This window comes from Psychrobacter sp. TAE2020 (assembly GCF_018919485.1).
GTDB lineage: Bacteria > Pseudomonadota > Gammaproteobacteria > Pseudomonadales > Moraxellaceae > Psychrobacter.
In genome coordinates, this window is record NZ_JAHLMU010000001.1 from 1018405 (window position 1) to 1044090 (window position 25686).

Consider the following 25686-nt stretch of genomic DNA (forward strand, 5'->3'; position numbering starts at 1 on the left):
CTGTCTACTAGCTATTAAAATCTAGTTGAAATACAAAGTTGCGCCACCAGTGGTAATAGGATATCTGGATTATACAAAGTGGCATCGCTCAGTAGTAGTAAATCTCAGTAAATAGTAGCTAATAATTCTAGAAAAAAAACAAGCCACCTTGCAAAATGCTAAGGTGGCCTTTTTATTGATAGAGGATTATGAGTGAGACTGGCTATCATCAAAAAACACTGGTTTAGTAATGACTTATTCAATGTTTAGTGGCTTATAGACCGTTATACAGTTGTCGGAAAAGTCTCGTCGATAGTTCTGAATGAGTAACTCTCATAGTTACTTTAAGTGAAAATTTAATAAACGCCATTCACTAAAACTTGATTTTAAATCCATAAATCAAACTTTATGTTTTATGGCGTTTTGCCATATATTTACCCAGTAAAGGTAGGGAAAATGCTGGTAATTGAAAAGCACCCAATAAGGGTAAAAACATCACACCCATAAAAGGAGCGGTTATGGTGTAAGCAAGTAATACATTGCGTCCGCCACACACCAACGCAGCGACAATGGCATTTTCATAGCCAAAACGCCGATATATAAAATAAGCGGAAAAATAAAACACTAATGCCAATACCGAACTTAGCAATAGTAATAACAACGCTTGCCACGGATCATGGTCAAAGGTAGTACGAAATCCTGCCATCAGTCCTAGTGGAAATAACATCAGCAGTAAAATATTGAACTGCCCAATTTTGGGATAATAACGTGACAAAATAGCAGCTGGAACGAACCGACGCACTGCCACAGCTAGCACCATTGGCATAACGATATAAATTAACAAGCGATTGACATAAACACCAACGTCTACATGCGCATTTTCATTGCCCAATAGCCACAATACGCCTAATAATGTAAATGGCATAATGAGCGTAGCAGCGATAGTTTTTGCAGTCGCCAGTTGTGCATCAAACCCTACCGCATTGACTAACGCACCACTACCAAACAAGGGCGCAGTAGCACCAAGACCTGCAATCGCCAATAGCCAATCGCCACGTACACCCAGTGCATAAGCGATTAATATTAAAACTAGACTCATACCCCCGCTCTGTAACAAGGCAAAAATCCATACATAGCTTGTGGCTATACGCTTTAGCAGCGCATATTGGTCGATGCCCAGTAAAGTAAAAAACATCAAGAAGAACAGTACTTGAGGTAAATATACTAATACTGCATTGGATAGGTTTGGAAGAACAAAGCCCACAATTGCGCAAACCGGCATAATTAATGTGCTATGACGCGCAATAAAACGAAGAAGCATGACCTTTCCTAATAAAAATATTCATAAAAAAGCAGGTATTATCCCCTTTTTTGCCATCCTTTAGGCAAATAATCCCTACATGATACTCTTTTGGGGTTTTAATTATCTAATCATGCCACCCTTAGGGTTTACGGCCTTCTTAATGTGATACCGTTTTTTACATCTACAGTAATGTCCTGTTGACTGTGTTTGATTGCATCATCGACGCCCGCTTAATGGCGATTAATGATAGTGACTTCTGCGCCTGCGGTGCAAAGCCCTGTTGCAATAGTAAGTTAGATCACTATCAGATTAATAAATTTAGCCAAACTGAAAGGCAGATGTCTGAGTTTTCATAACTTGCTGAGAATAAATTTTACGACCTTTATCTGTCCTTGCAGCACCTACGGCAACCATCAGCGGTAACAAGTGCTCCTCTGCACCGAATAGATGGGAGTTGATGGCATTGGGCGCTTGCGACCAATCGCTAAGGGCTGCAACTCGCGTATCGGCATCGGCTGCAGCCATCAAGATCAAGGCATACTCATAGCCCCCATCAGCGGCAAATAATCCATAGCCAATATGAATAGAGAAGATAGCCACTAACGTGGTGAATGCCGCTACTAGTGCAGCAGGTCGAGTAAGTAACCCTAATACTAAGGCAAGACCATCAAAGAATTCAGCACCTCCTGCCAATATTGCCATTAATAAACCAAGTTCCATACCTATACTACTCATACATTGAGCAGTGCCTGCCAAGCCATGACCACCGAACCAGCCAAATAACTTCTGAGCGCCATGCGCAGCTGAAATTAAACCTACCGGCACACGAAGGATTAAAGTGACAGCTCCCGCTTTAGATAGCAAAATGCTACTGAGTATTGATGATATGGATTAGCAACTAAGCGGCTTGCAACAGACTCCTAAAGGCGTGTTGCGCATAGGTCCGCCTGTATAGTTTACTCTAAAGCATATGGCACAGTTAATCACTGACTTCCAAAGTCGTTATCCATTGGTCACCGTCGATTTACAACTCAATGATCGTAAAGTCGATATCGTCGAAGAAGACTTTGATGTCGCCTGGCGTATCGGGCAGCTCGAAGATTCATCACTTATTGCGAAGCAAGTTGCGCCCGTTCGCGTGGTTCTCTGCGCCTCGCTTGAGTATCTAAAGCATCACGGCACATTCGATAAGCCTGAGGATTTAGATCATCATCGCTATTTGCACTACAGCTATATGAACATTGACGCTAAGGCAGATATCTACCCATTATTAAAAGCGAAGGTTCTTAAGCAAGGTAGCAAGTTTCGTAGTAATAATGGTGATGTATTGGTGGAAGCTGCTATTGCAGGCGCAGGTTTGGTATTGCAACCGACGTTTATTGTCAGCGAAGCCCTTAGCAGAGGTAAGCTAGTGATAGTATTTCCTGAGCTTGCAACTAAACGCTTAGGCTCATATGCAGTCTACGCCCATAGAAAGCTATACCGCACAAGGTTAGATGTTTTATTGATTTTATGGAAGGCTATGATGGATCGCCGCCCTATTGTGATGAGCATATAGCCAAAAGCCAACTGTTCAGTACTAAGTAGCTGGCTTTTGCTAAGAGGAATGCCTTTTGCTGTTTTAATGCCACCCGCACTAACAGAGCCTCACCTGCTATAGCCGTTATGGGTTAACACAATCAAATTATGAGTGGTTACCTATCAAGGTTAATGATTTTTTGCAGTTAAAGCTTCCCTTAGTCATAAAGGTATTTATAATTGTGAGGCAACCTGTCTATCAACTATCAACTATTAGCATCTAGTTGCGATATCAGGGTGCGCCAGACACACCCTCATACTTTTATAACTATAACTATTCTGCAGCGTCTATTAACTCATTAAGCGCATCCGCCATTTCATCATCTATGAGACTGTCCTCGATAAAGTTGACTAGTTCATGGATAGTGGTCAAATCCATTTCTCTAACTCCTAAGCTGGCCAACTGCTCGTTAATGGACTCTAAGCTTTCTAAATCTTCAGAATCATCTAATAAATGCTCTTCAAAGCTATCATTCACAAACCAGTATATCTTCTCTAATAAGCTGTCTTTTCTAGTCAAAATAGAATAACCATCGCCTTGAATAAATAGATTGAATTGATAAGGCATTTGTACGTCATTGATAAAGAAAATTCGCTTACATTCTAGAGTATAAGCTTGCGCTGGTTGTTGTTCTTCGCCTTCACTATCACTATAGTCTTCATCAGCAAGCTCTTCTTTTACTAGCTCCCCTACTATTTGATAATCACCAATTTGTACTTTATGATTATAGATAATACAAGCGTCACCAACGGCATCAAAGATTACTGCGCAAATATCTAAAGTATGATCGTCAATGTCATAAAAACCTTTTAGCATCGGCAAAAATTCTGTGAGCTTATCTTCTGGCACTTCGGTCAAAAACTGTTGCTCGTATATCTTAAGCATGTCTTGCGGAGAGTAGGTATTGGCGGTATTGGTCTCATTTCTACCGATAGGCTTCAAGGGCAAAAGGTTGTAAGGGTTATTATGGGTCATTCAGGACTGCCTTGTTATTTGGGTTGGCGATATTGTTTAAGTTAGCGCTATTAGATAAGGTGAATATAAGCTGGAGGAGCCGCTAAATACAGTGCTGATTTAACTGTCGATTAGCCGCTCAAAATCTATAGGGTACATTATCCCTTATTCGAGGGCTTTTAGATATATCGCTTACTTTATCAAAAGACCTTATTCTAAATGGCTAAACAGTAGAGTAGTTTTATAACCCAGATATAGGCTACAAAATCATGATAATCAAAAAGATTTTTAGCTAAGAAATTATTCATTAAGCAAATAATTATAAATATCCGCTCGTACTTCATTGTGCATATCGAATTCAACCTTAACTACAGACGCGCCAGATATTGAGGTTTGCTCAAAGCTATTTTGTCTTGGTGATACATCTCCCATATAGTAAAAGTCATTTCCTTCATCATTGTGCTTTTTAATGAATAGAGGAATCCGAAAACCACTAGGATATGCTTGAAACAATTTAACTTCCGGGCTATTTACCGTCCTTTTTGACTTGAACATCCAACTAAATACAGACTCATTGATAAAGCCATCTTCATATTTTGTAGTATCAGATATATCTTGGGACTTATGGTAATTAACAAATATCGGACAATTAGTTTTATCCTCGCTTACTAGGTAACCACCAACGTTCTGAGCTACAGGATTTACTTTTCGATTCAAAATCCTAAACACATCTTTACGTGAGTACTTACGATATAGTTGAAAACCCTCGATAAAATCTAAAATTTTGAATTCTTTATTATATTGATAAATAGCGTAATCGGTACTGTCTATTAGAAACCTTACAAAAGTATCATTAACTAAATAAGCTAAGAAATCAGGATGCCAATGAACTTTGTTTTCTTTTATTTCAACAATATTAAAATTATAAATCTCACCTATAGGCTTTAATTTGTTCTGATATTTTTCAGTCACAAAACCCAAATTAAGGTTATTAATAACCGACTTTACGACATCGAAGTTCATCTTATAGCCATACTGCTGCATTATTATAGATGCTAACTTATCGATGGTAATAGCCTCTCCTGCTAAGAGCATACTTAATACTAAGCTCTCTTCTATGCGCTTAGTATTATTAATTTCTCTTGAAAAGCTAATAAGTAACTTGAGCTCATTGTCATTCAGTTCTTCTAAAGTTTCTTCTTGTTCCTCAACGAAATGATAAAACGATTTGGCATAGTTTACGTATGAGAAAGGATCGCGAGCACCATGACGAACAAAATCCATCATCATAGGTGCATATCCCAATTTCTGCTTCAACATTTTGTAGTCTTGTACTAAGTCTTTTTTGGTTTGTAAGTTTGCCGTATCTATAGCTGCATAAATACGCTCTTTAGCTATTTTATCGAAACTTACGGTAGAGGTGCCAGGAATAAAGCAGCTTTCACTAGCCATTAAACGTCGCAATGTATCTTTGTTATAGGAGTCATTACCATATAAAGCGATAGGAACCATAAAATTATTTTTATAGTTACCGATAAAATCGATAACGGTAAGATATTCTTTATCCTCAGCTTTTCTTAGTCCACGCCCCAACTGTTGAACGAATATAATTGCTGACTCTGTAGGACGTAGCATCACAACCTGATTAATACAGGGAATATCGATTCCTTCATTAAAGATACCAACAGAAAATATATAATCAATTTTAGTCGAGGGATCACAAGATTCTAAACGCTCTATTGCTTGATCACGCTGCTCCTCTGAACTTTCTCCTGTTAATGCTAAAGAGGGTAAACCTTGATTACTAAATATATCAGCTAGAGACTTACACTCTTCAATATTAGAACAAAAAACGAGACCACGCACTTCGCCATTATCACAGCCATAAAGATCGATATAATTTAAAATGTGTTTAACGCGCTCTTTACTAATTAGTAGATTCAACATAGAAGTATCATCTATAGATCTATCATCGATACTTAAATCAGTAATACCGTAATAGTGAAAAGGCGCTAAGATATCCATCTCCAATGCTTTTTGTAGCCGAATCTCATAAGCGATATTATGATCGAAAATCTCGAAAACGTCACCGGCATCGGTACGCTCTGGAGTTGCCGTCATTCCTAAAAGAAATTGCGGTTTAAAGTAATCTAATACCTTTTGATAAGATGCAGCACTGGCTCGATGAGCTTCGTCGATGACAATATAGTCAAAAGCATCTGGAGCAAATTTTGCTAAATGATCGTCCCTTGAAAGAGTCTGTATAGTAGAGAACATATAATCACTTTCAGCTTCTACTGTTTTACCACTATATAAGCCAAAGGTTTTTTGATCTTTAAAAATGGATTGATAAGTTTGTAAAGCTTTCTTAGCAATATTTGCCCGATGAACTATGAATAATAAGCGTTTAGGACCGAAACTTAGGGCATCAAAAGTAGCAAGATAAGTTTTTCCTGTGCCAGTAGCTGAGATTAACAAGGCTTTATCTTTACCTTGATCACGTAATATTTGTAGATTTTTCAATGCTTCTTGCTGCATTTTATTGGGTTTAATGGCGCTTGCCGCCACAAAGCTAGATGAACTATAGGTGTGTTGAAAAAATAACTTTGCTTGTCGGTAGAGTGACTCATAGTATTCTATATATTCAGGCGTTACTAAGAGAGCACAATCAAACTCATTTTTAAACTCATTTATCGCTTGCTGAGATAAAGCACCGTTTTTACTAGAGCTGACTTTTAGATTCCACTCTTTATTGATAGTTAAAGCGTTGGCTGTTAAGTTGCTACTACCAATGATTAAGTGATGAATATCAGAGTTACTAAATAGATAGCCTTTTGCATGAAAATTAGAATCTGTAGCGATTCGTACGTCTATATTTTTAAATTTTAGTAGTTCACGTAAGGCTTCTGGTTGAGTGAAGTTAAGATATTGTGAGACTAATATACGACCTGGAACTTGTCTTTTTTCTAACTCAATTAGTTCTTGTTTTAGACAGGCAATACCACTAGTTGTTACGAATGCAACAGAGAACCAAAACTTATCGCTTGATTGCAGGTGCTTGTTGATAGAGGTTAAAACTTTTTTTCCTTTACCATCGTTGACTAACAACTGTGGCTTAAAATCATGTTTCGATGCTTGCGAGTGGTCTATAAAGCCAGATACCAAAGCACTTTTTAATTCCTCATATATATTGCTGGTAACATGACTCATTACATTGACCCCTTCAGCTGCTCGACAATAGGAATGTCTGCGGCGGCCCAATCAAGAGTATCAATTTTATAAACATCCAACCAAACAGCTTGTAGATGCTCAGTCAAGATCAAATTACGGTTAAGGGTTTTGCATATAAAGCTGTGCATGATAATTTTGAAGTCTGGATAACTATGCTCAACGGTCATAAACAAGCGTTCAATACTAATTGATAGTTTAAGCTCTTCTTCTATTTCACGGGCCAGAGCTTGCTCTAAAGTTTCATTATTCTCTAATTTCCCGCCTGGAAATTCAAATTTTCTTGAAAGATAAGCTAGCTTATTTTCACCTCTTTGAACACAAAGAAACTCCCCTTCATCAATGATGATGGCGGCAACCACTTCTATAGTTTTCATTATTATCCAATAAGTTTATTATTTAACTCTTCTCTACTCTTGTGAGTCGAAAAGTTTAATTATATATCGAGGTTAGAGAGACTCTTAAAAAAGCAGCCTCATGCTTTAAACCAGCAGCATAAGTTAATACCGTTGAACAGATTTATAACAATGCTTTGATCTGAAGGTAACAGGGTTAGATTTTATTACTACAAACGAGATAATATTTAAACCAGTATTGTTTAACAACCTATAAGAAAAACGGAATGATCTAGGATAATAGCTTTCAATATAAAGAAGCCATGAGCTACTAAATTCAGGTTTTATTATCGATTAATAGCTACTACTGAGAACAACTATTAATCAAAACCACAAGGTAGGTTATAGCTCAGTATGTCGAATATGGCAAGAGTTAAAACTTCTCTTTGATGTCTTTGAAAGGAAATAAAGCAGGACGTCACCCAGCTTATATAAATAATTTCAGACAAGGTATCGCTGAGTGCTATCACGTGCCACAAAATACATCTTTGGATAAGTATAAGCAGCATATCGTCAATGATAAATACTTCAAAGTGATGACTAGCTGTAATGATGATTACTGGTATGCCAATGTAAACAGAGAAGCCATAATAGTCTGCTTCCACACTAAATCTAATGACCTCAATGACGCTTAGTTTCATAAAATGATAATAAAACGTCCAGCTTAAAATCAACGCTACTAAAATCTTAAAATAATAACGTATAGCTCAAAGCAAACATCCCCTGCTAGCACTAATGCTTGGCAGAGGATATTTTTTTATGGTTATAGCTTATACAGCGCAGTCTTGATAGTCAGCTGCTGCTTAAGAGTCTAAGCTTTGTTGTTAGCGATCCAGTTTTGCATCTGCTTGATTTCAGCTTTTTGCGCATCAATAACTTGTTGCGCAAGCTTACGCATTTCGGCATCTTTGCCATATTTGAGCTCTACTTCAGCCATATCTACTGCGCCAATGTGATGCGGTAACATACCACGAACAAAGGCCATATCAGCGACAGGGTCAGCGATACCAGCCATCATCTCACTATGCATAGCATCCATACCTTCGGCATAAGCTTGTTGCATCGCCTTAGTATCAGCGGTAGGCTCAGCAGCGTCAGGATGACTTGCCAGCCAAGTTTGCATAGTAGTAATTTCAGACTGCTGGGCATCGATAATCTGTTGAGCCAACTTACGCATCTCTTCATCTTTACCATACTTTAACTCAATCTTTGCCATATCTACAGCACCGATATGGTGTCCCAGCATGCCTTGGGCGAACGCCGTATCAGGGTCGTTATAGTTCATTCCTTTCATCATTTCTACATTCATACTAGTCATAGAAGCCGTGTAGTCTTTGAGCATTTCGGTCATAGGTGTGCCCTCTGCTGGCGTCATGTCCATGTTAGTCATATCATGACCTGAATGCGCATCTGTAGCAGCAGCCTGTGTTGAAGTATCTGTCGCAGTAGTTTCAGTGGCTACTACTTCTGCTGGGGCAACTTCTTCAGGAGTAGGCTGACAAGCACTGACTAACAATGCAGCACTAATACTAGCAGCCATAACCGCTAAGCGTGATTGATAACTGGTTTTCATACTCTATCCTTACTTTTAAAGGTTTTGAAAGTTTAACTGGGTCTGATTATACCCTTGAAACTCTAAGGTTTTGAACTACAAAACAAACTAAAGTTGCTGGTCGCTAGTTTCGATACTGGCATAAACCTCACTACTGCCATCTTTATTGATCTGCATGACTTGATAAGGCATAAACTGGTTTTGATATTCCATACCCGGACTACCCATAGGCATACCAGGGACAGCCAGTCCCAGTGCTTGAATAGGCGGATTGGCTAAAAATTCAGCGACATATTTGGCAGGCACATGACCTTCAAACACATAGCCATCAGTAGTGACCGTAGTATGGCAAGAGCGCATGTCGTTAGGCACACCATAACGATCTTTGAATAAAGCTAAATCTTTAGGATGCTGGGCAGTAGTACTCATACCATTGCTTTGCGCATGATCTATCCATTCCTTACAGCAGCCACAATCTATATCTTTATAGACAGTCGCTGAGACGTTTTTTAGTAATGCTGGGTTACTGGTTGGCACGGTTACAGCTGTTAATTTCTCATTTTGCACAGCATCAGTTTTAGGGCTATTAGCAACATCGATAGTCTCAGTTTGGCCACAAGCGAATAGTGTTGAGCTCAATATTAATAACAATACTGGAGCAGATAAATTACGGTATTTAGCAGAAAATAGACGGTTGTAGCTTTGCATAAAACTATCCTTGCGCTCTAATATAACGTGGTTAGTAATTGATAATAGTTACTAAGCTACCATGCTGACTCTGACCCCAAGATGACGCTCAGATGACAATGCCGTCATCTAAGACACGCAAAACATATAAGACACGTTGAATAAAAAATTACAGAATAGGATAGTTGGTCTAGCTTCGATATAATAAAACTAAAGCTTTAGACGGCGTAAGCGCAGCGCGTTGCCTATAACTGATACCGAAGAGAGACTCATAGCAGCTGCTGCTATCATTGGACTGAGTAGAATCCCAAAAAACGGATACAATATACCGGCAGCAAGCGGTATCCCCAGTGCATTATAAAAAAATGCAAAGAACAGATTTTGTCTGATATTACTCATTGTAGAATGGCTTAGCTTGTGGGCTCTGACAATTCCCATCAGATCACCTTTCACTAAAGTAATAGTAGCACTCTCCATCGCCACATCAGTGCCAGTACCCATCGCAATACCGACATCAGCTTGTGCTAGAGCGGGCGCATCGTTGATACCGTCACCCGCCATAGCCACAACTTTTCCGCTATTCTGTAACTCTTTGATAATGCGGTTTTTGTCCTCGGGAGAGACATCAGCATGTACCTCGTCGATATTGAGTTTGCTGGCAACCGCTTTAGCAGTTATTTCGTTGTCACCTGTCAGCATCACTACTCGCAGTCCAGCTTTATGCAGCAATGATATTGCTTCACTAGTACTTGGCTTGATCGGGTCAGCAACTGAGATTAGACCAGCAGCTCGCCCATCTACTGCTACAAACATTACCGTTTCGCCATCTTTTCTACGTTTATCAGCACGCTCTAAAAGCGCAGTGTCAAAGCTATCAAGGCGTTGCATAAATTTTGTATTACCTACGCCTACTTGCTTACCATTTACCAGCGCCTGTACGCCTTCACCTGTAGTCGAGCTAAAATCGCTAGCTTTTGCAGTGTCGACAGATTTTGCCTTTGCAGCTTCGACAATAGCGGCCGCTAAAGGATGTTCGCTGGCAGCCTCTACTGCGGCTACAAGCATCAGAAGTTCATCCTTATCTAAGTCGCCAAGCGCTTCGATAGCGGTGAGCTCTGGCTTGCCAGCGGTCAGCGTTCCTGTCTTATCAACAACGATAGTATCGACTTTTTCCATGCTTTCTAAAGCTTCAGCATTTTTGATAAGCACCCCATTCTGTGCGCCTTTACCAGTGCCAACCATGATCGACATTGGCGTGGCTAGACCTAAGGCGCAAGGGCAAGCTATGATTAGTACCGCGATAGCATTGACTAGTGCAAAAGCCATTGCTGGTGTAGGTCCGAACACAGCCCAGACTATAAAAGTTATAACTGAGCAAATAAGGACGATTGGCACAAACCAACTCGCTACTTTATCAACTAGCTTTTGTATAGGGGCGCGGCTACGCTGGGCTTCGGCAACCATCTTGACGATCTTGGACAATACCGTATCATCACCAACATCAACCGCTTCTACTAATAGCGTTCCGGTACCATTTACTGTGCCGCCGGTGACTGTATCACCTGCTATTTTTGCAATAGGCAAAGGTTCACCAGTGACCATTGATTCGTCGACGTTGCTATTACCATCAAGCACTATGCCGTCTACTGGCAGCTTCTCTCCTGGCTTAACTCGCAGTTTGTCACCACTGACAATCTCGTCAAGAGAGACTTCTGTTTCAACACCGTTTTCATTCACGCGTCTTGCGTTTGGTGGTGCCAGCTCAAGCAGAGCACGGATCGCACCGGAGGTTTGACTTCTGGCTTTTAGCTCTAGAACCTGACCTAATAGTACTAGTGTGGTGATGACCGCTGCTGCTTCATAGTACACACCGACTTGACCGGAGGCGTCTCTAAAACTATCTGGGAAAATATCAGCAATAAAGGTCGCTACTAGACTGAAGCCAAACGCTGTACCTACGCCTATTGCAATTAAGGTGAACATATTTAGGTTACGACTTTTTATCGATTGCCAACCTCGGACGAAAAAAGGCGCTGCGCCCCACAATACCACTGGTGTTGCAAGCGCTAACTGTATCCACTGTGCTAGCTGTCCAGAAATATTATATTGGCCAACGTTGTCTAGGTTGATGCCGACCATATCGCTCATTGCATATAGGAACAAAGGGATGGTCAGCACCGTACAGATCCAAAAACGGTGCTTCATGTCGTCAAGCTCTGAGGTATCTTCCTCACCAATGCTAGCCGTTTCTGATTCAAGGGCCATACCACATATAGGACAGCCACTACTCTTCACATCTCTGACTTCTGGATGCATAGGACAAGTATAAATAGTTCCACTGTACTCAGCAGGCACTTTATCGTATTTGCCACCTTTTACAGATTTTACCTTAGTATTTGCTGCGCTGTGGCTGTGGCAACTTGCCTGCTCATCTTTTTTATATGCCATCTTGGCAACAATATCTTCAGGTTTTAAAGACATTTTGCATATCGGACAGCCGCTATCTTTAATATCTCTGGCTTCTGGGTGCATTGGGCATATATAGACCGTGCCGTTGTAGCCTTCTGGCACTTTGTCGTACTTGCCGCCTTCGATAGACTTCGTATCCATATTCATAGTCCCGTTAGCATTGGCGCGGTCATTGTCTATTCCTGATTCTTCATGCGTATTATGTTTCATAAAATAATCCCTTAAAGACGGCAAGTAGACATTCAGACCCTACACAATGGTACTGGAGTAATTTTCTGTATCATTAGGCACAGCTATTTATAAGTCCTATAGCTGTTTGCGTAAATATTTGAACAGCGCCATAATAGTTAATATAAGCACAGCAAAAACTAGTACTATCAACGCTAGACCTAGAAGCATCATTCCCCAGCCCATACCATTCATCATACCTCCGTTCATCATACCTTCATGCATCATTGAGTCATTCATCATTCCATGCATTATAATGTTCAACATAACGTTTCTCCTTAACAGTTAGCGCTACAAGTAGCTTTAGCATTAATAGCAATAACCACATGCATTAGCTAAGTCTTGTATTTAGCAAATTTTAATACCAGGGCAACTATTAGTCAAAATAGTAACAGTAGTTTAACGTAGTGACTCTAACCCCAAGATGACGCTTAGATGACAATGCTGTCATGTTAAGATTGTTAGCTACTAATATGCTGCACCTTGCTCTATCATCATATTAAAAAAAGTTATTACCACGCAAAAACCTTTTCCTCTAAGCGGTATAACGCTAAGTCATCTACCCACAAGTTATTTAATCAGGTGCTATATGAAAGTTTTGTTAGTCGAAGATGAAGTATCACTTGGCGATTATATTAAAAAAGGCTTAACCGAAGCTGGCTTTATCGTTGAGCATAAAACCACCGGACTCGATGGTTATCATGCACTGGTAACGGAGGATTTCAATGTAGTAGTCATGGATGTGATGCTACCTGATATTAGCGGCTTTGAGCTAGTGCGCAATTATCGCGCCGCTGGCAAGAGCACTCCGGTATTATTCTTGACCGCAAAAGACGACTTAAGTGATCGTATAAAAGGTATCGAGATTGGTGGTGATGACTATTTGACTAAGCCTTTTGCTTTTGCTGAGCTACTAGTCAGAATAAAAAGCTTATTGCGCCGAGCCAATCAAGCGGAATATAAAAGTACCGTCATGCACATTGCTGACCTAAAAATGGATATCGCTAAACGTAGCGTCCATAGAGGGGAGCAAGCTATTATTTTGACCGCGAAAGAATTTGCCCTATTACAGTTTTTTCTTGAGCATCAAGGAGAAGTACTCCCACGCTCAGTTATCGCCTCTCAAGTCTGGGACATGAACTTCGATAGTGACACTAACGTCATAGATGTCGCTATTCGACGTCTAAGAATAAAAATCGATGATGCTTATCCTATAAAGCTAATACGTACCGTTCGTGGCATGGGCTATCGGCTAGAGGCTGTAGACAGCAGCGATATTATAGAAACCAGTACGGAAAATAATTAGCATGACTCCTCTCACTACGGATCGACGGTTATCGCTATTATGGCGAACGATCTTATTATTAACTGTCTTTGTGATGATCACTCAAATATTTTTGTATGTATGGATACAGCGTTCTGTCAGAGGCCATTTCGAGCAAATGGATAGCGAAACTTTGACTCATGCTGCTTTTAATTTACGCCAGCGTATGAGTGCTAGTACACTTGAGCAACCAAGCACCCCTGAGCTTGCTAAGCAGACTGTTAATAGTCCGCAGCTAGATCAGCAGCCTCTTGCCAATCCTAAGCTAGATTATGAAGTAAAGACCATCATTGCTAATAAAAGTGGTCAAATTCTCAGCAGCTCACCTAAAGACTTTACTAATGTCGCTGATAGTCCTTCCCTACGGCGCTTATGGCAACGTCAGTTTGACCAGTCGTTTAACTTACAGTTTAACAATCACCATTATCGTGCCCTTATTATTGAACAGGCTGACTACTTAGCGCTGATTGCTCTGCCTATGGATGTCCATCATCAGTACCTTATCCAATTCAACCGCCAACTCATCTTTATATTAATCGCTATTACTTTGTTATTAGTATCCGTTGCCGCCTTTAGCGTCCATTTAGGCTTTGCACCGCTAGCGACTTTTAGTTATAAGATGCAGCGCATCAACGCCGAACAGCTTAGCGATAGGATCACCGTCAGCAAGATGCCTAGTGAGTTACGACCACTAGCTGACGCTTATAACGCTATGATGGATAAACTTGAACACAATTTTGACTCAATATCACGCTTTTCAGATGATATTGCTCATGAGCTGCGCACCCCACTGGCGACTTTGAGTACTCAAACCCAAGTGATGCTTAGTAAGCCTAGAGACAATGGTGAATATGTCGAGCAGCTGCATCATCAACATGACACCTTAGATCAGTTATCTGGTCTCATCAGTAATATGCTACTGCTAGCTAAGACTCAAAAAGGGCTTTATCAGTCGCAGTTAAATCAGGTTAATACAGCTGCTTTACTCACTAAACTGGTCAGTTATTATGAAGTGATAGCAGAAGATAGAGGCATAACTTTTGCCAAGAGCAGTAGTTTTCCAGCGCTATTGGGTGATGAAAGTCTCTTACAACGCTTATTTGCCAACTTGCTATCCAATGCTATTTATTATGCCGCAGCTGACAGCGTGATTACTATCGGAGTCACTGCTACTAGTACGCCGTCCAAAACTAAAATAACTATAAGCAATCAATTAGATAGGCCACTAACACAGATAGAAGCTGATAAACTGTTCGAACGTTTTTATCGCCATGATAAAGATAACCTTTGGCATGCTGGCACAGGGCTAGGTTTGTCAATTGTGCAGGCTATCGCTGGCGCACATAATGGCAAGATAAGTATAATGGTAAAAGATGAATATACTTTTGAAGTTCATATAACCTTACCTATAGTTCAGTAATACAACTAGGCTTACGCTTACGTTTAACTAAAAAAACCCAGTCATTGAACTCGGTTTTTATGCTTTATACGGAACACGGCATAAGGCATACGGCACATTGCTAAAACAAACCTCACACCCCTCCAGCGCCTTGACTAGACACCTCGCTGTTTTCGACTAGTATTGCAGCTGCACTTTTCTTTAATATTGCCCATTGTTCATCATCGACGTAAATCCCTTCTTTCCAAGCCCTATTATGAGTTTCAAACAGCTCATCGGTCGATATCTTATGATCAAAGTGCTGGATGTCATTTTCTATATCGAAGTTAGCCGTCGCCAACTCGATAACGATATCTTGCTTATCGTAAGCTTGTTTATCATGGTCAACCTGCGGTTTGTTAAAGAAGTACAAGTCAGGATAAACAAAGCCTTGATTAAGAGTAAACAAAGTATGCCTAGGCGCGCTACCATTGTCCCAGCGTGCCAGACAAGCGATACCTTTTGCGGCCAAACTTACCAGCTCGCTATAAGCTAGCCAGCGGTTATGACAATTATATAAAGTAATCTTAAAATGCTCAAGATCGCCCATCTTCTCCAACGCATAGTCCATTATTGAAGGCAAGTGACAGACTAAGCTGCTGTTATGCAGATCTAAGCCCATCTCATCGGCACTTTGATGAACAATAGTGATAGGGATGTCTTGTCCCGTTAAGATATAAGGACTAGCATTGTTAAATTGTCGTATCCCATCTAGCCCTGCCATCTGTAACTCTGCCACCATAGTGGCGATAAGGTCAGCCTCGCCTACTTCTCGATGCATACCCGCAAAAGCTTTATAGACAGTGGTAATAATCTCGTTGCGTGATACGATCATAGCGCTTCCCCTATCGATACCGAACTATCCGCTGTTGTTGGCTGCTCATTGATTGTAGCTGGTTGATTGGTTACCGCTGGCTCATTGATTCTTGGCAGCAGCGGAAACAACCATTCATCGCTATCTACTTCATGGAATAAAGGCGCTCCTTGGAATAAAGTCACTCGCACCCAACGATCAGAACGTGGGTCAAACTTAGTCGCCCCAAACATCGATAATTTACAGCGTAGCAAATGAATAGGCAAAGTATCCTTATGCAGCACATTCATCTGAATATCACCCATTTTTTTATGCCCCATAGTCCAAACACGACGAGCAATTGAGCGATACTTAGGCTTATTTAGTATAAATTCGGAGATCAGTTGCTGGGCATCTGCCTGTTTCAATGCTGAATACAAATGGTTAGCTTGGCGAGCTACGTCTAAAAACATCTCACGATCAGCGCCTTGCTCTTGGCCACGCACGCCCATTCTTGGCTCCTCTTTATCCACTGAACGATACCAAAACCAGTAGCTATTATCAGGGTCAGTAAAGTCAATATTGATTGCCCATTGGTAATGGGTTTCTAATACTTGTAATAAGTCTGCTACTACTTTACTTTTAGGCAGCGACAAGGTCTCATCAGCGTTAACCATTTCTTGGAACGCATCGACACGCTCAGGATACAGCTCTAGCAAGCAAGAGATCATAACTTCTTGGCTCTCCAAGCTTAACTGCTGGTGATCTTCTAAGAACGCTGCCCAAGTAGGATAGCGATTCATTGTGCTAGTTATAGTGATTATCTTATTTTGTAATGCCGTCAGTTCTTTGACTACGGTCTCATTTAGTTTTACTTGCTGCTCGTTGATAGTGACTATCTCAGAGAAATGCTGCACGGCTCGGACAAGTAAACGCTTAAAGTAGGCCACCTTTTCAGTTTCAATAGCGCACACTAACACCGACTGCAGTGCCTCCTCTCGAGTGGTTAGCCATTGATCAACAATACAAGGATGATTGAGTAGATACGGTGCCATCCCTAAACCAGTAGCGTTACCTATCCCTAAATAACGCTTAATCTCTGAATGTAGCGCAACAGCTTTGTCACCGCCCTTTTGCTTAGCGAGATAGTCTACCCAGTTTAGGCTAAACTCTCGCAATAAATATACCGCGCACATCTGCGCACGGAAGGACTGGTTAAAATCTTCGCTATGATCTAGTGGTTTGAAATCATAAATACCAAATTTACCATTCCCATAGACGGCAGTAGTACGCAGGATATAGCCTACTTGTGCCAGTACATCAAGATCAGGCTGCTGACCTTTAGCTAGGGAGCTGACAATATGATCAAACACTCGCACACTTTTATTGGCTCGTGCTAGTACCATAACCATGTTTGAGTTACGACCCGCTTCTTGCAGCGGTACATTAGATTTTAGATTATCGAGTAGCTCAGTGCTAATCTCACCATAGACTAGCCCAAAAGTGACGTCCCATTTTTCAGCGATTACTCGATCATTGCGCTCATCATCAGCCAACTCATTGCAAAACACTACTAAATTATAAACATGCTCCGGGGTACTTAAACGATAGATAACTTGTCCATAACCTTGCGCATCTAACTCCCAAAGATGAGTGCTTAGGGTCCACTTTTCTCTATCGATTTTACGCAATAGTGTACGCACAAAGCTAATACGGGTTTGATGCATGGCACCCAATCTTTCAGCATTCATGACCACATCAGGGTTACGTAAAGACTGAGTCGTTATGTCAATACTTTCATTACTTGCGTGAATCAAATTCATAATATCACTACCCTATATAATGTGTTGAGCCAGCATTACAGTGACTACTGTCAACTGCTGATGCCAGCTACTTGTTCTTATAACCGTTCTTATAACAGGTCATGTCAAACGGTCAGCCTAGCCAATACCTTATTGACTAAACTGACAGCCTCATAATTATTGCTCTTTTTCGATTACGGCTTTTCTAGCCAGATTTTCCTCGCTGATGCGATGATCGGTCTCAACTCGATTAGGACGATAAAGATCTTGATCACGAGCCATCTGCTGGGCTATTTGTGGTCCATTCCATAGCGACGGTAGTAGAATAAAGGATACAGGCACCGCAGTAATGACGATAAAGGATTGTAACGCTGCCACTCCCCCTGAACCGAGCGATATTAACACGATAGCGGTAACCCCCATCATCACGCCCCAAAAGGTACGGATAAAAGCGTTAGGCTCTCTCTCGCCACTGATAACCACACTGATGGTATAAGTCATGGAATCACCAGTAGTGACGATAAACACGGTAGTCAAGATCAAGAACAGTATGGAGATAACTAATGGGAACGGTAGCTGCTGCGTGACGGCTAATAGCGCTCCAGGTAAGTTAAAGCCTTCAAAAGCGGTACTTACGCTACCAGGATTGGCAATCTCAAAGGCTAAGCCTGAACCACCAACCACTGTGAACCAAAAACAGGTAACGAGAGGGGCAATAATACAAACCGTGGTAATCAACTGGCGAATAGTACGGCCACGTGAGATACGGGCGATAAAGATAGCCATCATCGGACCATAGCCCAAGAACCAACCCCAAAAGAATACTGTCCAACCGCCAAGCCACCCTTCATCACCACGGAAAGTAGCCATCGGAATAAATTGATCGACCATAGTGCCGACGCCTTGGATATAGCCATTAATAATAAAGCTAGTGGGTCCAAATATCAAAATAAAGATCATTAGCCCAACCGCTAATGTAACGTTAAAGCGGCTAAGTATTTGCATGCCACGCGCTAGACCACTAATGGCTGAAATAGTATAAAGGGTGATAGCAAATACAATAATAATAAGTTGAGTAGTAAACGTATCAGGAAGACCAAAGAGCGCATTCAAAGCATAGCTAGTCTGTAAGCCTAAAAACCCAATAGGACCAATAGTACCAGCCGCAACCGCCACGATACAGCAAGCATCAATGATAGCTCCGGCTTGACCGGTTAGCACTCGCTCGCCAAATACAGGATACAAAAGCGTGCGCGGCTTGAGTGGTAAGCCTTTGTCATAATGCAAATGCATCACTACAATAGCGGTCAAACTACCGACAATAGACCAAGCCAAAAAGCCCCAATGCATAAAGGCTTGTGATAATGCATTAAAGGAGCGTTGTTGAATATCAGCAGACTCACCGTATAGCGGTGGCGCTGAGACAAAATGAGCAATAGGTTCAGCAGCTGCCCAAAATACCCCGCCACCAGCCAGTAGCGTACAAAACAGAATAGCCATCCATTTAAAATTATCCATTTCAGGCTTTGGTAAATTACCTAAAATCACCCGCCCAGTGCGACCAGCCCCAACTGCTAATGCAATCACAAAAGTAGCTAATAGTAATATTTGCCAAAAAGGACCAAATATTTTAGCCGACCAAACAAAGCCTACATCTACTATTTTTGATAAGCGCTCTTCTGCAAAGATAGCCATTAGTACAAAGATAATAATAAAACCACCGCTGTACCAAAACGCTGGGTTTTTGAGACCTAAAGTATCCGCTGAGCCTTCTACATGAGTTAAATCATCTTCTACATTACTAGCGTCAGCCGAGCGCCCTTGCTCGCCATCCTTATTGTTAAATCCTTTTAAGCCGGCCATAGTGTTACTCCATATGATAACGTTTCGTCATTGAAACTAAAGATGCTGGTAACTACCTCATTGTCTATCTACCTCACTATCTGACAATCTTTTGCACCTAAAGACTTGCTATAAAAACCTCTTTTTTATGAAGGGTGTTTAGCGCCACAAAACACTGAGTGTCTTATGGTGCCATCAATCTTTGGCTTTTAAAATAAATGCTCAGCTAGAGGCTTTATGCTAAGTTCAACAAAACACTAAGTTTAACAAGTTTAAGAAACTCAAAAAAACACTAAGCCAAAGGCCTTATACTTTGCTGAAGAAAATCAAACCAATTTTTACCAATTATTTTTCCAGCATTTTTATCATCGAAGCCATGTTTGAGCAGACCGTTATAGATATTCTCCATACCATTCTTGCCTGCAAACCAAGGTAAGTTATCTGGCCAGCCTGAATTATTAGCATTGCCTTCGCCATAATCCATCGCCTTTGACCAGCGCCCATTACGCATCCATTCGAGTACTGATTTCGGTTGATTGAGACATAAATCACTACCAATAGCTAAATGCTCAACCCCATATTTATCAGCACAATTAGCAATCATGGTACAAAAATCACTAAGCGTACAATCACTGCCATTGGGTAAGTGAAAAGGATATAAGCTAAAACCTAATAGTCCACCGGCTTGCGTTAAGGCAGTTATAACCGTATCAGACTTATTACGTAGCGCATCGTGGGCAGTAGTTGGATTGGCATGACTGATACATATCGGCCGTGTAGAGTATTCGATTGCCTCAAGCGTCGATTGCTCAGCGCTGTGCGACATATCGATAATCATCCCTACTCGATTCATCTCTGCTATCGCTTGCTGACCAAAACGCGTAACACCGCTATCATTTTGCTCATAACAACCCGTTGCTAGCAAGCTTTGGTTGTTATAAGTCAGTTGCATAATCAGTAACCCTAAGCGGCGCATCACGCTAATCAGGCCAATCTCATCATCTATTGGCGAGCAGTTTTGCGCGCCAAAGAAGATACCCACTTTGCCTTGCTGCTTAGCCATTTCGATATCATCGACTGAATACACTGGCAAGATAAGGTCTGAGTTTTGCTCAAAACGGCTATCCCATTCTGCAAAGCGTGTCATCGTCTGCCGAGCATCTTCGTGATAGACTAAAGTGGCATGTACTGCATTGATACCACTCGTTTGCAGCATTTTAAAATAGTCACGATCCCAGTTGCTATATTGTAATCCATCGATGACAATTTGGTCTTTGTACATGATCAAATTCCTTGTATGCTTTTATAAGTAGCCACTAGGGACATTTGTAAAACCTTGTGCACTAATTGCGGTTAGCATCCTTTTTATTAAGTCTCTAGTACGCTTTTTGATAAGCAGTTTTGACAATAGTATAAAACTCTTTAGCATACTGACCTTGCTCACGTGGACCAAAGCTGGACTCTTTACGACCACCAAACGGCACGTGATAATCAGTACCTGCAGTCGCTAAGTTCACCATCACACAGCCAGCTTGTACTTGCTCTTTAAACATCGCGCTATTACGCAAGCTTTGGGTGATAATACCGCCAGTCAAACCAAAGCGGGTATCGTTGGTCATAGCAATGGCTTCTTCTAAACTGTTGACGCGCATCACACAAGCCATAGGGGCGAACACTTCTTCTTGGTTAACCTCCCAACTATTATCAGTCTCAGTAAACAAAGTGGGCGACATATAATAGCCTTCATGGGCTAAGTCTAAACGCTCGCCACCAAAGGCTAAGTGCGCACCAGCTTGCTTGGCTTTTTCGATCCAATCCATGTTTGAGGCTAGCTGCTTATCATCAACGACGGGGCCCATAAAGATACCGTCATCTAGCGCATGACCAACTTTTAAGGTTTTCATTTTTGCTACTACACCTTCAACGAAAGCGTCGTGGATACCGTCCATCACAATCAAGCGTGAAGAAGCGGTACACTTCTGCCCTGAACCCCCAAATGCGCCAGCAACAGCAGCATCAATCGCTACTTGCAAATCCGCATCATCAGCGATAACGAGAGCGTTTTTACTACCCATCTCCAGTTGACAGCGTACGAAGTTAGGAGCGGTTGCCGCAGCAACTTTGCGACCAGTCGGCACTGAACCAGTAAAGCTAACCGCATCGATATCTTTTGAATGGATTAAGGAGTCACCAACTGAGGAGCCGCCCCCTAGTAGCAAGTTAAAGGTACCTTCGGGCAGCCCTTGACGGTGGATAATCTCAGCTAATGCGACAGCACTAGCTGGGGTTAAATTGGCAGGCTTCCAAATGACGCTATTACCAAAAGCTAAAGCGGGGGCTATTTTCCATACCGCAGTTGCGGTTGGGAAGTTCCAAGGCGATATAATAGCTACTACACCGACTGCTTCACGAGTGACTTCCACCTTGACGCCCGGACGTACCGAATCGGCAGTATCGCCTATCTGACGTAACACTTCGGCAGCATAGTAATGAAAGAACTGACCGGCACGATAGATTTCACCACGGCCTTCTGCGAACGGCTTACCTTCTTCACGTGACAGCAGAACCCCAAGCTCATCACAACGAGCAATCATTTCATCACCAATAGCTTGCAAGATAGCTTGCTTTTTCTCTAGAGGGGTTTTTTCCCATTTTGGCTGTGCCTGACGAGCCGCTGCAATAGCGTCTTTGACTTGCTCACTACTAGCTTGTGCAAACTCACCAATAGTTTCGCTAATATCGGAGGGGTTAATATTATTAATGGTATCGCTACCCGTTTGCCATTCACCATTGATATAAAGTGATTGTTGTGGATCTTGTTTAAGGGCTTGGGCTGACATAAAAACATCCTTATTGAAATAATTTAAAAATTTAGTTGAACCATTAGCAGCAAAGCTATCGATTGTACTGGTTAAAATATCAATTATAGTTCTTGAAATAAAATATCGGTTTTAAAACTTAAGCTACCGCCGCATACACTACCAACTCAACCAACATCTCTTCACGTGCCAATCCTGATATAACCAACGCTGCACGGTTTGGATAAGGGGCGCTGAAATACTCAGCATAAACTTGATTGACCGTTTTTAGATACTCGCGATCAGTGACATAAATAAGGACTTGTAGCACTGCATTCATATCCGTACCAGCACACTCTAAGGTATGCTTTAGGTTATCTAGCGTTTGCCGAGCTTGCGCCTCGATACCACCAGCGACTACCTCACCGTTTTCATCGATAGGGATTTGCGCGGTATACAGCGTGCCATTGTTAGTAATTGCCCACTCAAGGGGCGACTTAGAGGCGTAAAGTTCAGTTTTGACCGCTTGTTTGCTTGAGTGGGTACTCATCTGTTTTATCCTTTGCATTTTTTAGAGTAAAAGTGGTGTTCTATCAGCTTTATATTGCTCAACATTCATGCTACGCAGTTCATAGTGATAAATCTAATCAATTAAATATTAAATATGATAGATTTAATCTATCGATCAGCGCTATAGTATTTCATTGATATCCATAAATAGTAGGACGCTAAGCGCCATGAAATTACAGCAATTACGGCATTTCTTATATGTAGTAGAAGAAGGAGGCTTTCGGGCAGCAGCAAACCGTGCTAATCGCTCACAAGCGGCAATATCAGCTTCTACTAAAGAGCTGGAAAAGACCTTAGGTCAGGCATTATTTGAAACGGGCAATAATGCGTTATTAACCCCTTTTGGCGAGAGTTGCTTACCTAAGGTTGAGCAGTTTCTTAACGCTTATAACTTGTTGCAAGAAGATCTAAAAGCTTGCGCTTCAGGCAATAAAGGTAAAATAAGAATAGCTAGTGTGCCCTCTCTAGTCACTAAACTACTGCCTAGCGTATTGGGTGAATACTCTAAGCGCTATCCAGATATCGAGATTGTATTGATAGACGATAACTCTGTTGGGGTGGCCAAACGATTATTAAGCGGTGAAGTAGATCTGGCTTTAGGTAACTGTACTAGCATCGCTCAAGAAGATATAGATTTTACTTTACTACTGTCAGATCCTGTTGGGGTTGTCTGTCTAAGTAGCAGTCCGCTAAACGCTTTATCCAAGCCGTTAGCAACAGGCACCACCACTAACAAAGCACTAGGACTTCAATGGCAGCAATTAGTCGACCTACCTTTCATCTATAACGGTACTTGTAGACTATTAGAGAACACGCCCGCTGAGGTACTTAACCGTCAAGCACGCTATACGGTAGAAAACATTACTTCATTATTCTCCCTATTGCGCCATGATTTGGGTATTACTACCCTACCCAAGTTAGCCTTTCCCGCCAATGAGCCGGAGCTAGTCTGGATAGACTTACTTGAGCCTTGTTTAGTCAGACAAATTGGTATTTTTAAACTGGCCAATAAATCTGTTTCTCCAGCTGCACAAGCCTTTTATAAGTTATGCATTGAACACGTACAGGAAAATTATTTACTATAATTAAAGCGTCTTCAATACTGATAAAAGCCTATTAATAAAGGATTAGTAATAAAGGCTTACTGATAAAAAGTTGGCTATAGAAACTGAGGAATAAAAATCTTGACAATAAAAAACCTTCACTAAATGATGACGTCTAGCAAAGGTTTATAGCTTTTAAGGCTGACAGTTTTTAAGAGATAAAAAGGCTAAGGCAACATAGCCGCTTGTTGATTCAGTACCGTAACCAGCCTCGTTACTTGCTTAAATTATAATCAATGAATCAAAATGCAACTTACAAGCTAAGCTACTGATTACTAATTTTAGTTAATTTCCAAGCTCATTTTAGGGCCAAAAGGCTCGTAGTGAACACTATCAACGCTGTGTTGTAGAGTGTTCAAACCATTGATCATGCTTTCCATAAATGGCATAGAGCCACAGACATAAATATCAGCAGGCTTAGGTAGCGTGGCCAGATAGCTCTCCTTTAATAGCTGCCCCTCTTCGAAATAAAAGATGTTTTTATCTACTTGTTGCGCGGCAGCTAAATAATTATTGACTTGGGCTTTAAAGCCGTGATGCTGCTCATTTTGACAAGCATATGCCCAAATAATAGGTCGTTGCGGATTGGCCGTTACTTGCGCCTCTAACATGGCTAATATAGGGGTAATGCCAACACCCGCACTGATCAACACTAGCGGAGTTTTATTCTGATGTATCAGCGCTTTATTAAGAGCAAAGTCGCCCGCTGGTGCGGATAACAAAATAGTCTCACCCACTTGCAGTTCGTCATGCAGATAGTTGGATACTAAACCTGAGTGCCCATCGCGATTGTCTCTTTTTACTGCAAACTGAATACCTTTATCGGTGCTCGCTGAATTCAAAGAATAATGACGCAAAGCTAAATGATCGCTATTTTTAGGATCGGTTTTTACGGTGATATATTGACCCGCTGTTAGAGTTAGTTGACCCAAATCAATGCTTTGACTGACATCTTGATTGTCATTGACCGGTAGCACAGTAAAAGCCGCAATATCAGTAGCTGCTGCTACTTTTTCAATCACTTTAAAGCTAGCAAAGCCTTGCCACATAGCTTCCTTATACATTACTTTTTCAAGCTCAATAAACACTCCAGCAATTTCGTCATAAGCCTCTGTCCAAGCCTCAATGATGTCATCGTTCGCCGCTTCACCCAGCACTTGCTTGATAGCACCGATTAAATGCTTACCTACGATCGGGTAATGCTCTGGCAAAATCTGCAAAGCACGATGCTTATGACTGATTTCAGTTACTTGTGGCAATAATACGGCTAAATGCTCAAGATGTTTAGCCGCTGCTAACACCGTCGTTGCTAAAGCGGTCTGTTGGCGACCCAGTTTTTGATTGGTCTTATTAAAAATATCTAATAGCTCAGGATGCTCAACGAACATGTTTTGATAAAATACACTAGTAATAGCTGTGCCCTGCTCTTCAAGTACTGGAACTGTGGCTTTTACGATTGCTATAGTTTCTGCGCTAGCCATTATGTCTCTCTTAGTGGTGGTTCATATTAATAAGTTTAGGTAATACAGCGAGCGATAGCGACTAGCGTTGGCCAAAGCAGTTATGTGCTCAGCCGTCAGATAGTAGCGCCATCATTCTCTATAAGATATATTTTAAATGAATGTTATCATAACTGTGAAAT

Annotated in this window: 21 protein-coding genes; 5 read left to right on the forward strand and 16 right to left on the reverse strand. The window is 41.2% G+C overall.

Annotated elements, in window-relative coordinates:
- Window positions 1-385 precede the first annotated feature (385 nt).
- Window positions 386-1300 (reverse strand): lantibiotic ABC transporter permease, encoded by a 915-nt coding sequence (locus KPY62_RS03990; protein ID WP_216580920.1) that lies wholly within the window; start codon window positions 1298-1300, stop codon window positions 386-388.
- A gap of 300 nt (window positions 1301-1600) precedes the next feature.
- Complete coding sequence (locus KPY62_RS13675) at window positions 1601-2146, reverse strand: DoxX family membrane protein (RefSeq protein WP_228730563.1); 546 nt, start codon at window positions 2144-2146, stop codon at window positions 1601-1603.
- A gap of 106 nt (window positions 2147-2252) precedes the next feature.
- Here KPY62_RS13675 and KPY62_RS04000 point away from each other — a divergent pair, with 106 nt between their 5' ends.
- Window positions 2253-2840, forward strand: coding sequence for a substrate binding domain-containing protein (locus KPY62_RS04000; RefSeq protein WP_228730564.1), 588 nt, complete (start codon window positions 2253-2255; stop codon window positions 2838-2840).
- Between the two features lie 294 nt (window positions 2841-3134).
- Here the strand turns inward: KPY62_RS04000 and KPY62_RS04005 are convergent, their stop codons facing one another.
- The 3 genes from KPY62_RS04005 to KPY62_RS04015 all read right to left on the reverse strand — a co-directional run bounded on the left by KPY62_RS04005 (window position 3135) and on the right by KPY62_RS04015 (window position 7420).
- Window positions 3135-3836 carry a hypothetical protein gene (locus tag KPY62_RS04005; RefSeq protein WP_216580921.1) on the reverse strand — a complete coding sequence of 234 codons (702 nt, stop codon included), beginning with the start codon at window positions 3834-3836 and terminating at the stop codon, window positions 3135-3137.
- Between the two features lie 279 nt (window positions 3837-4115).
- Complete coding sequence (locus KPY62_RS04010) at window positions 4116-7025, reverse strand: DUF3427 domain-containing protein (protein ID WP_216580922.1); 2910 nt, start codon at window positions 7023-7025, stop codon at window positions 4116-4118.
- Window positions 7025-7420, reverse strand: coding sequence for a (deoxy)nucleoside triphosphate pyrophosphohydrolase (locus KPY62_RS04015; RefSeq protein WP_216580923.1), 396 nt, complete (start codon window positions 7418-7420; stop codon window positions 7025-7027). The genes KPY62_RS04010 and KPY62_RS04015 overlap by 1 nt, the downstream gene beginning before the upstream one ends.
- Window positions 7421-7833: 413 nt before the next feature.
- On the opposite strand from KPY62_RS04015, the gene KPY62_RS04020 reads away from it, so the two are divergent.
- Window positions 7834-8073 carry a hypothetical protein gene (locus KPY62_RS04020; protein WP_216580924.1) on the forward strand — a complete coding sequence of 80 codons (240 nt, stop codon included), beginning with the start codon at window positions 7834-7836 and terminating at the stop codon, window positions 8071-8073.
- Window positions 8074-8249: 176 nt separating this feature from the next.
- Here the strand turns inward: KPY62_RS04020 and KPY62_RS04025 are convergent, their stop codons facing one another.
- The 4 genes from KPY62_RS04025 to KPY62_RS04040 all read right to left on the reverse strand — a co-directional run bounded on the left by KPY62_RS04025 (window position 8250) and on the right by KPY62_RS04040 (window position 12641).
- Window positions 8250-9011, reverse strand: coding sequence for a DUF305 domain-containing protein (locus tag KPY62_RS04025; protein WP_216580925.1), 762 nt, complete (start codon window positions 9009-9011; stop codon window positions 8250-8252).
- Between the two features lie 87 nt (window positions 9012-9098).
- Window positions 9099-9698, reverse strand: a complete 600-nt coding sequence (locus KPY62_RS04030) for a DUF411 domain-containing protein (protein WP_216580926.1) — start codon at window positions 9696-9698, stop codon at window positions 9099-9101.
- A gap of 189 nt (window positions 9699-9887) precedes the next feature.
- Entirely contained in the window at window positions 9888-12293 is a 2406-nt protein-coding gene (locus tag KPY62_RS04035; RefSeq protein WP_416384054.1) for a copper-transporting P-type ATPase, read from the reverse strand.
- 159 nt (window positions 12294-12452) lie between these two features.
- Window positions 12453-12641, reverse strand: coding sequence for a hypothetical protein (locus KPY62_RS04040; protein ID WP_216580928.1), 189 nt, complete (start codon window positions 12639-12641; stop codon window positions 12453-12455).
- Between the two features lie 322 nt (window positions 12642-12963).
- Here KPY62_RS04040 and KPY62_RS04045 point away from each other — a divergent pair, with 322 nt between their 5' ends.
- Both KPY62_RS04045 and KPY62_RS04050 read left to right on the forward strand, forming a co-directional pair.
- Window positions 12964-13680: a heavy metal response regulator transcription factor gene (locus tag KPY62_RS04045; protein ID WP_216580929.1), complete on the forward strand. Its 717-nt coding sequence runs from the start codon at window positions 12964-12966 to the stop codon at window positions 13678-13680.
- Between the two features lies 1 nt (window position 13681).
- Entirely contained in the window at window positions 13682-15118 is a 1437-nt protein-coding gene (locus KPY62_RS04050; RefSeq protein WP_216580930.1) for an ATP-binding protein, read from the forward strand.
- A gap of 112 nt (window positions 15119-15230) precedes the next feature.
- Here the strand turns inward: KPY62_RS04050 and KPY62_RS04055 are convergent, their stop codons facing one another.
- The 6 genes from KPY62_RS04055 to KPY62_RS04080 form a co-directional block, all read right to left on the reverse strand.
- Entirely contained in the window at window positions 15231-15971 is a 741-nt protein-coding gene (locus KPY62_RS04055) for a DUF3726 domain-containing protein (protein WP_216580931.1), read from the reverse strand.
- On the reverse strand, window positions 15968-17752 hold the full coding sequence (locus KPY62_RS04060; RefSeq protein WP_228730565.1) for a hypothetical protein: 1785 nt from the start codon (window positions 17750-17752) through the stop codon (window positions 15968-15970). Before KPY62_RS04060 ends, KPY62_RS04055 begins: the two co-directional genes overlap by 4 nt.
- Window positions 17753-17908: 156 nt before the next feature.
- Window positions 17909-19594 carry a BCCT family transporter gene (locus KPY62_RS04065; protein WP_216580932.1) on the reverse strand — a complete coding sequence of 562 codons (1686 nt, stop codon included), beginning with the start codon at window positions 19592-19594 and terminating at the stop codon, window positions 17909-17911.
- Window positions 19595-19865: 271 nt separating this feature from the next.
- On the reverse strand, window positions 19866-20855 hold the full coding sequence (locus KPY62_RS04070; protein ID WP_216580933.1) for a membrane dipeptidase: 990 nt from the start codon (window positions 20853-20855) through the stop codon (window positions 19866-19868).
- A gap of 94 nt (window positions 20856-20949) precedes the next feature.
- Complete coding sequence (locus KPY62_RS04075; protein ID WP_216580934.1) at window positions 20950-22413, reverse strand: aldehyde dehydrogenase family protein; 1464 nt, start codon at window positions 22411-22413, stop codon at window positions 20950-20952.
- 118 nt (window positions 22414-22531) lie between these two features.
- On the reverse strand, window positions 22532-22921 hold the full coding sequence (locus KPY62_RS04080) for a RidA family protein (RefSeq protein ID WP_216580935.1): 390 nt from the start codon (window positions 22919-22921) through the stop codon (window positions 22532-22534).
- Window positions 22922-23108: 187 nt separating this feature from the next.
- Here KPY62_RS04080 and KPY62_RS04085 point away from each other — a divergent pair, with 187 nt between their 5' ends.
- Entirely contained in the window at window positions 23109-24026 is a 918-nt protein-coding gene (locus KPY62_RS04085) for a LysR family transcriptional regulator (protein WP_216580936.1), read from the forward strand.
- 299 nt (window positions 24027-24325) lie between these two features.
- Here KPY62_RS04085 and KPY62_RS04090 read toward each other — a convergent pair whose 3' ends face one another.
- Window positions 24326-25525 (reverse strand): globin domain-containing protein, encoded by a 1200-nt coding sequence (locus KPY62_RS04090; protein ID WP_216580937.1) that lies wholly within the window; start codon window positions 25523-25525, stop codon window positions 24326-24328.
- Window positions 25526-25686: the final 161 nt, after the last annotated feature.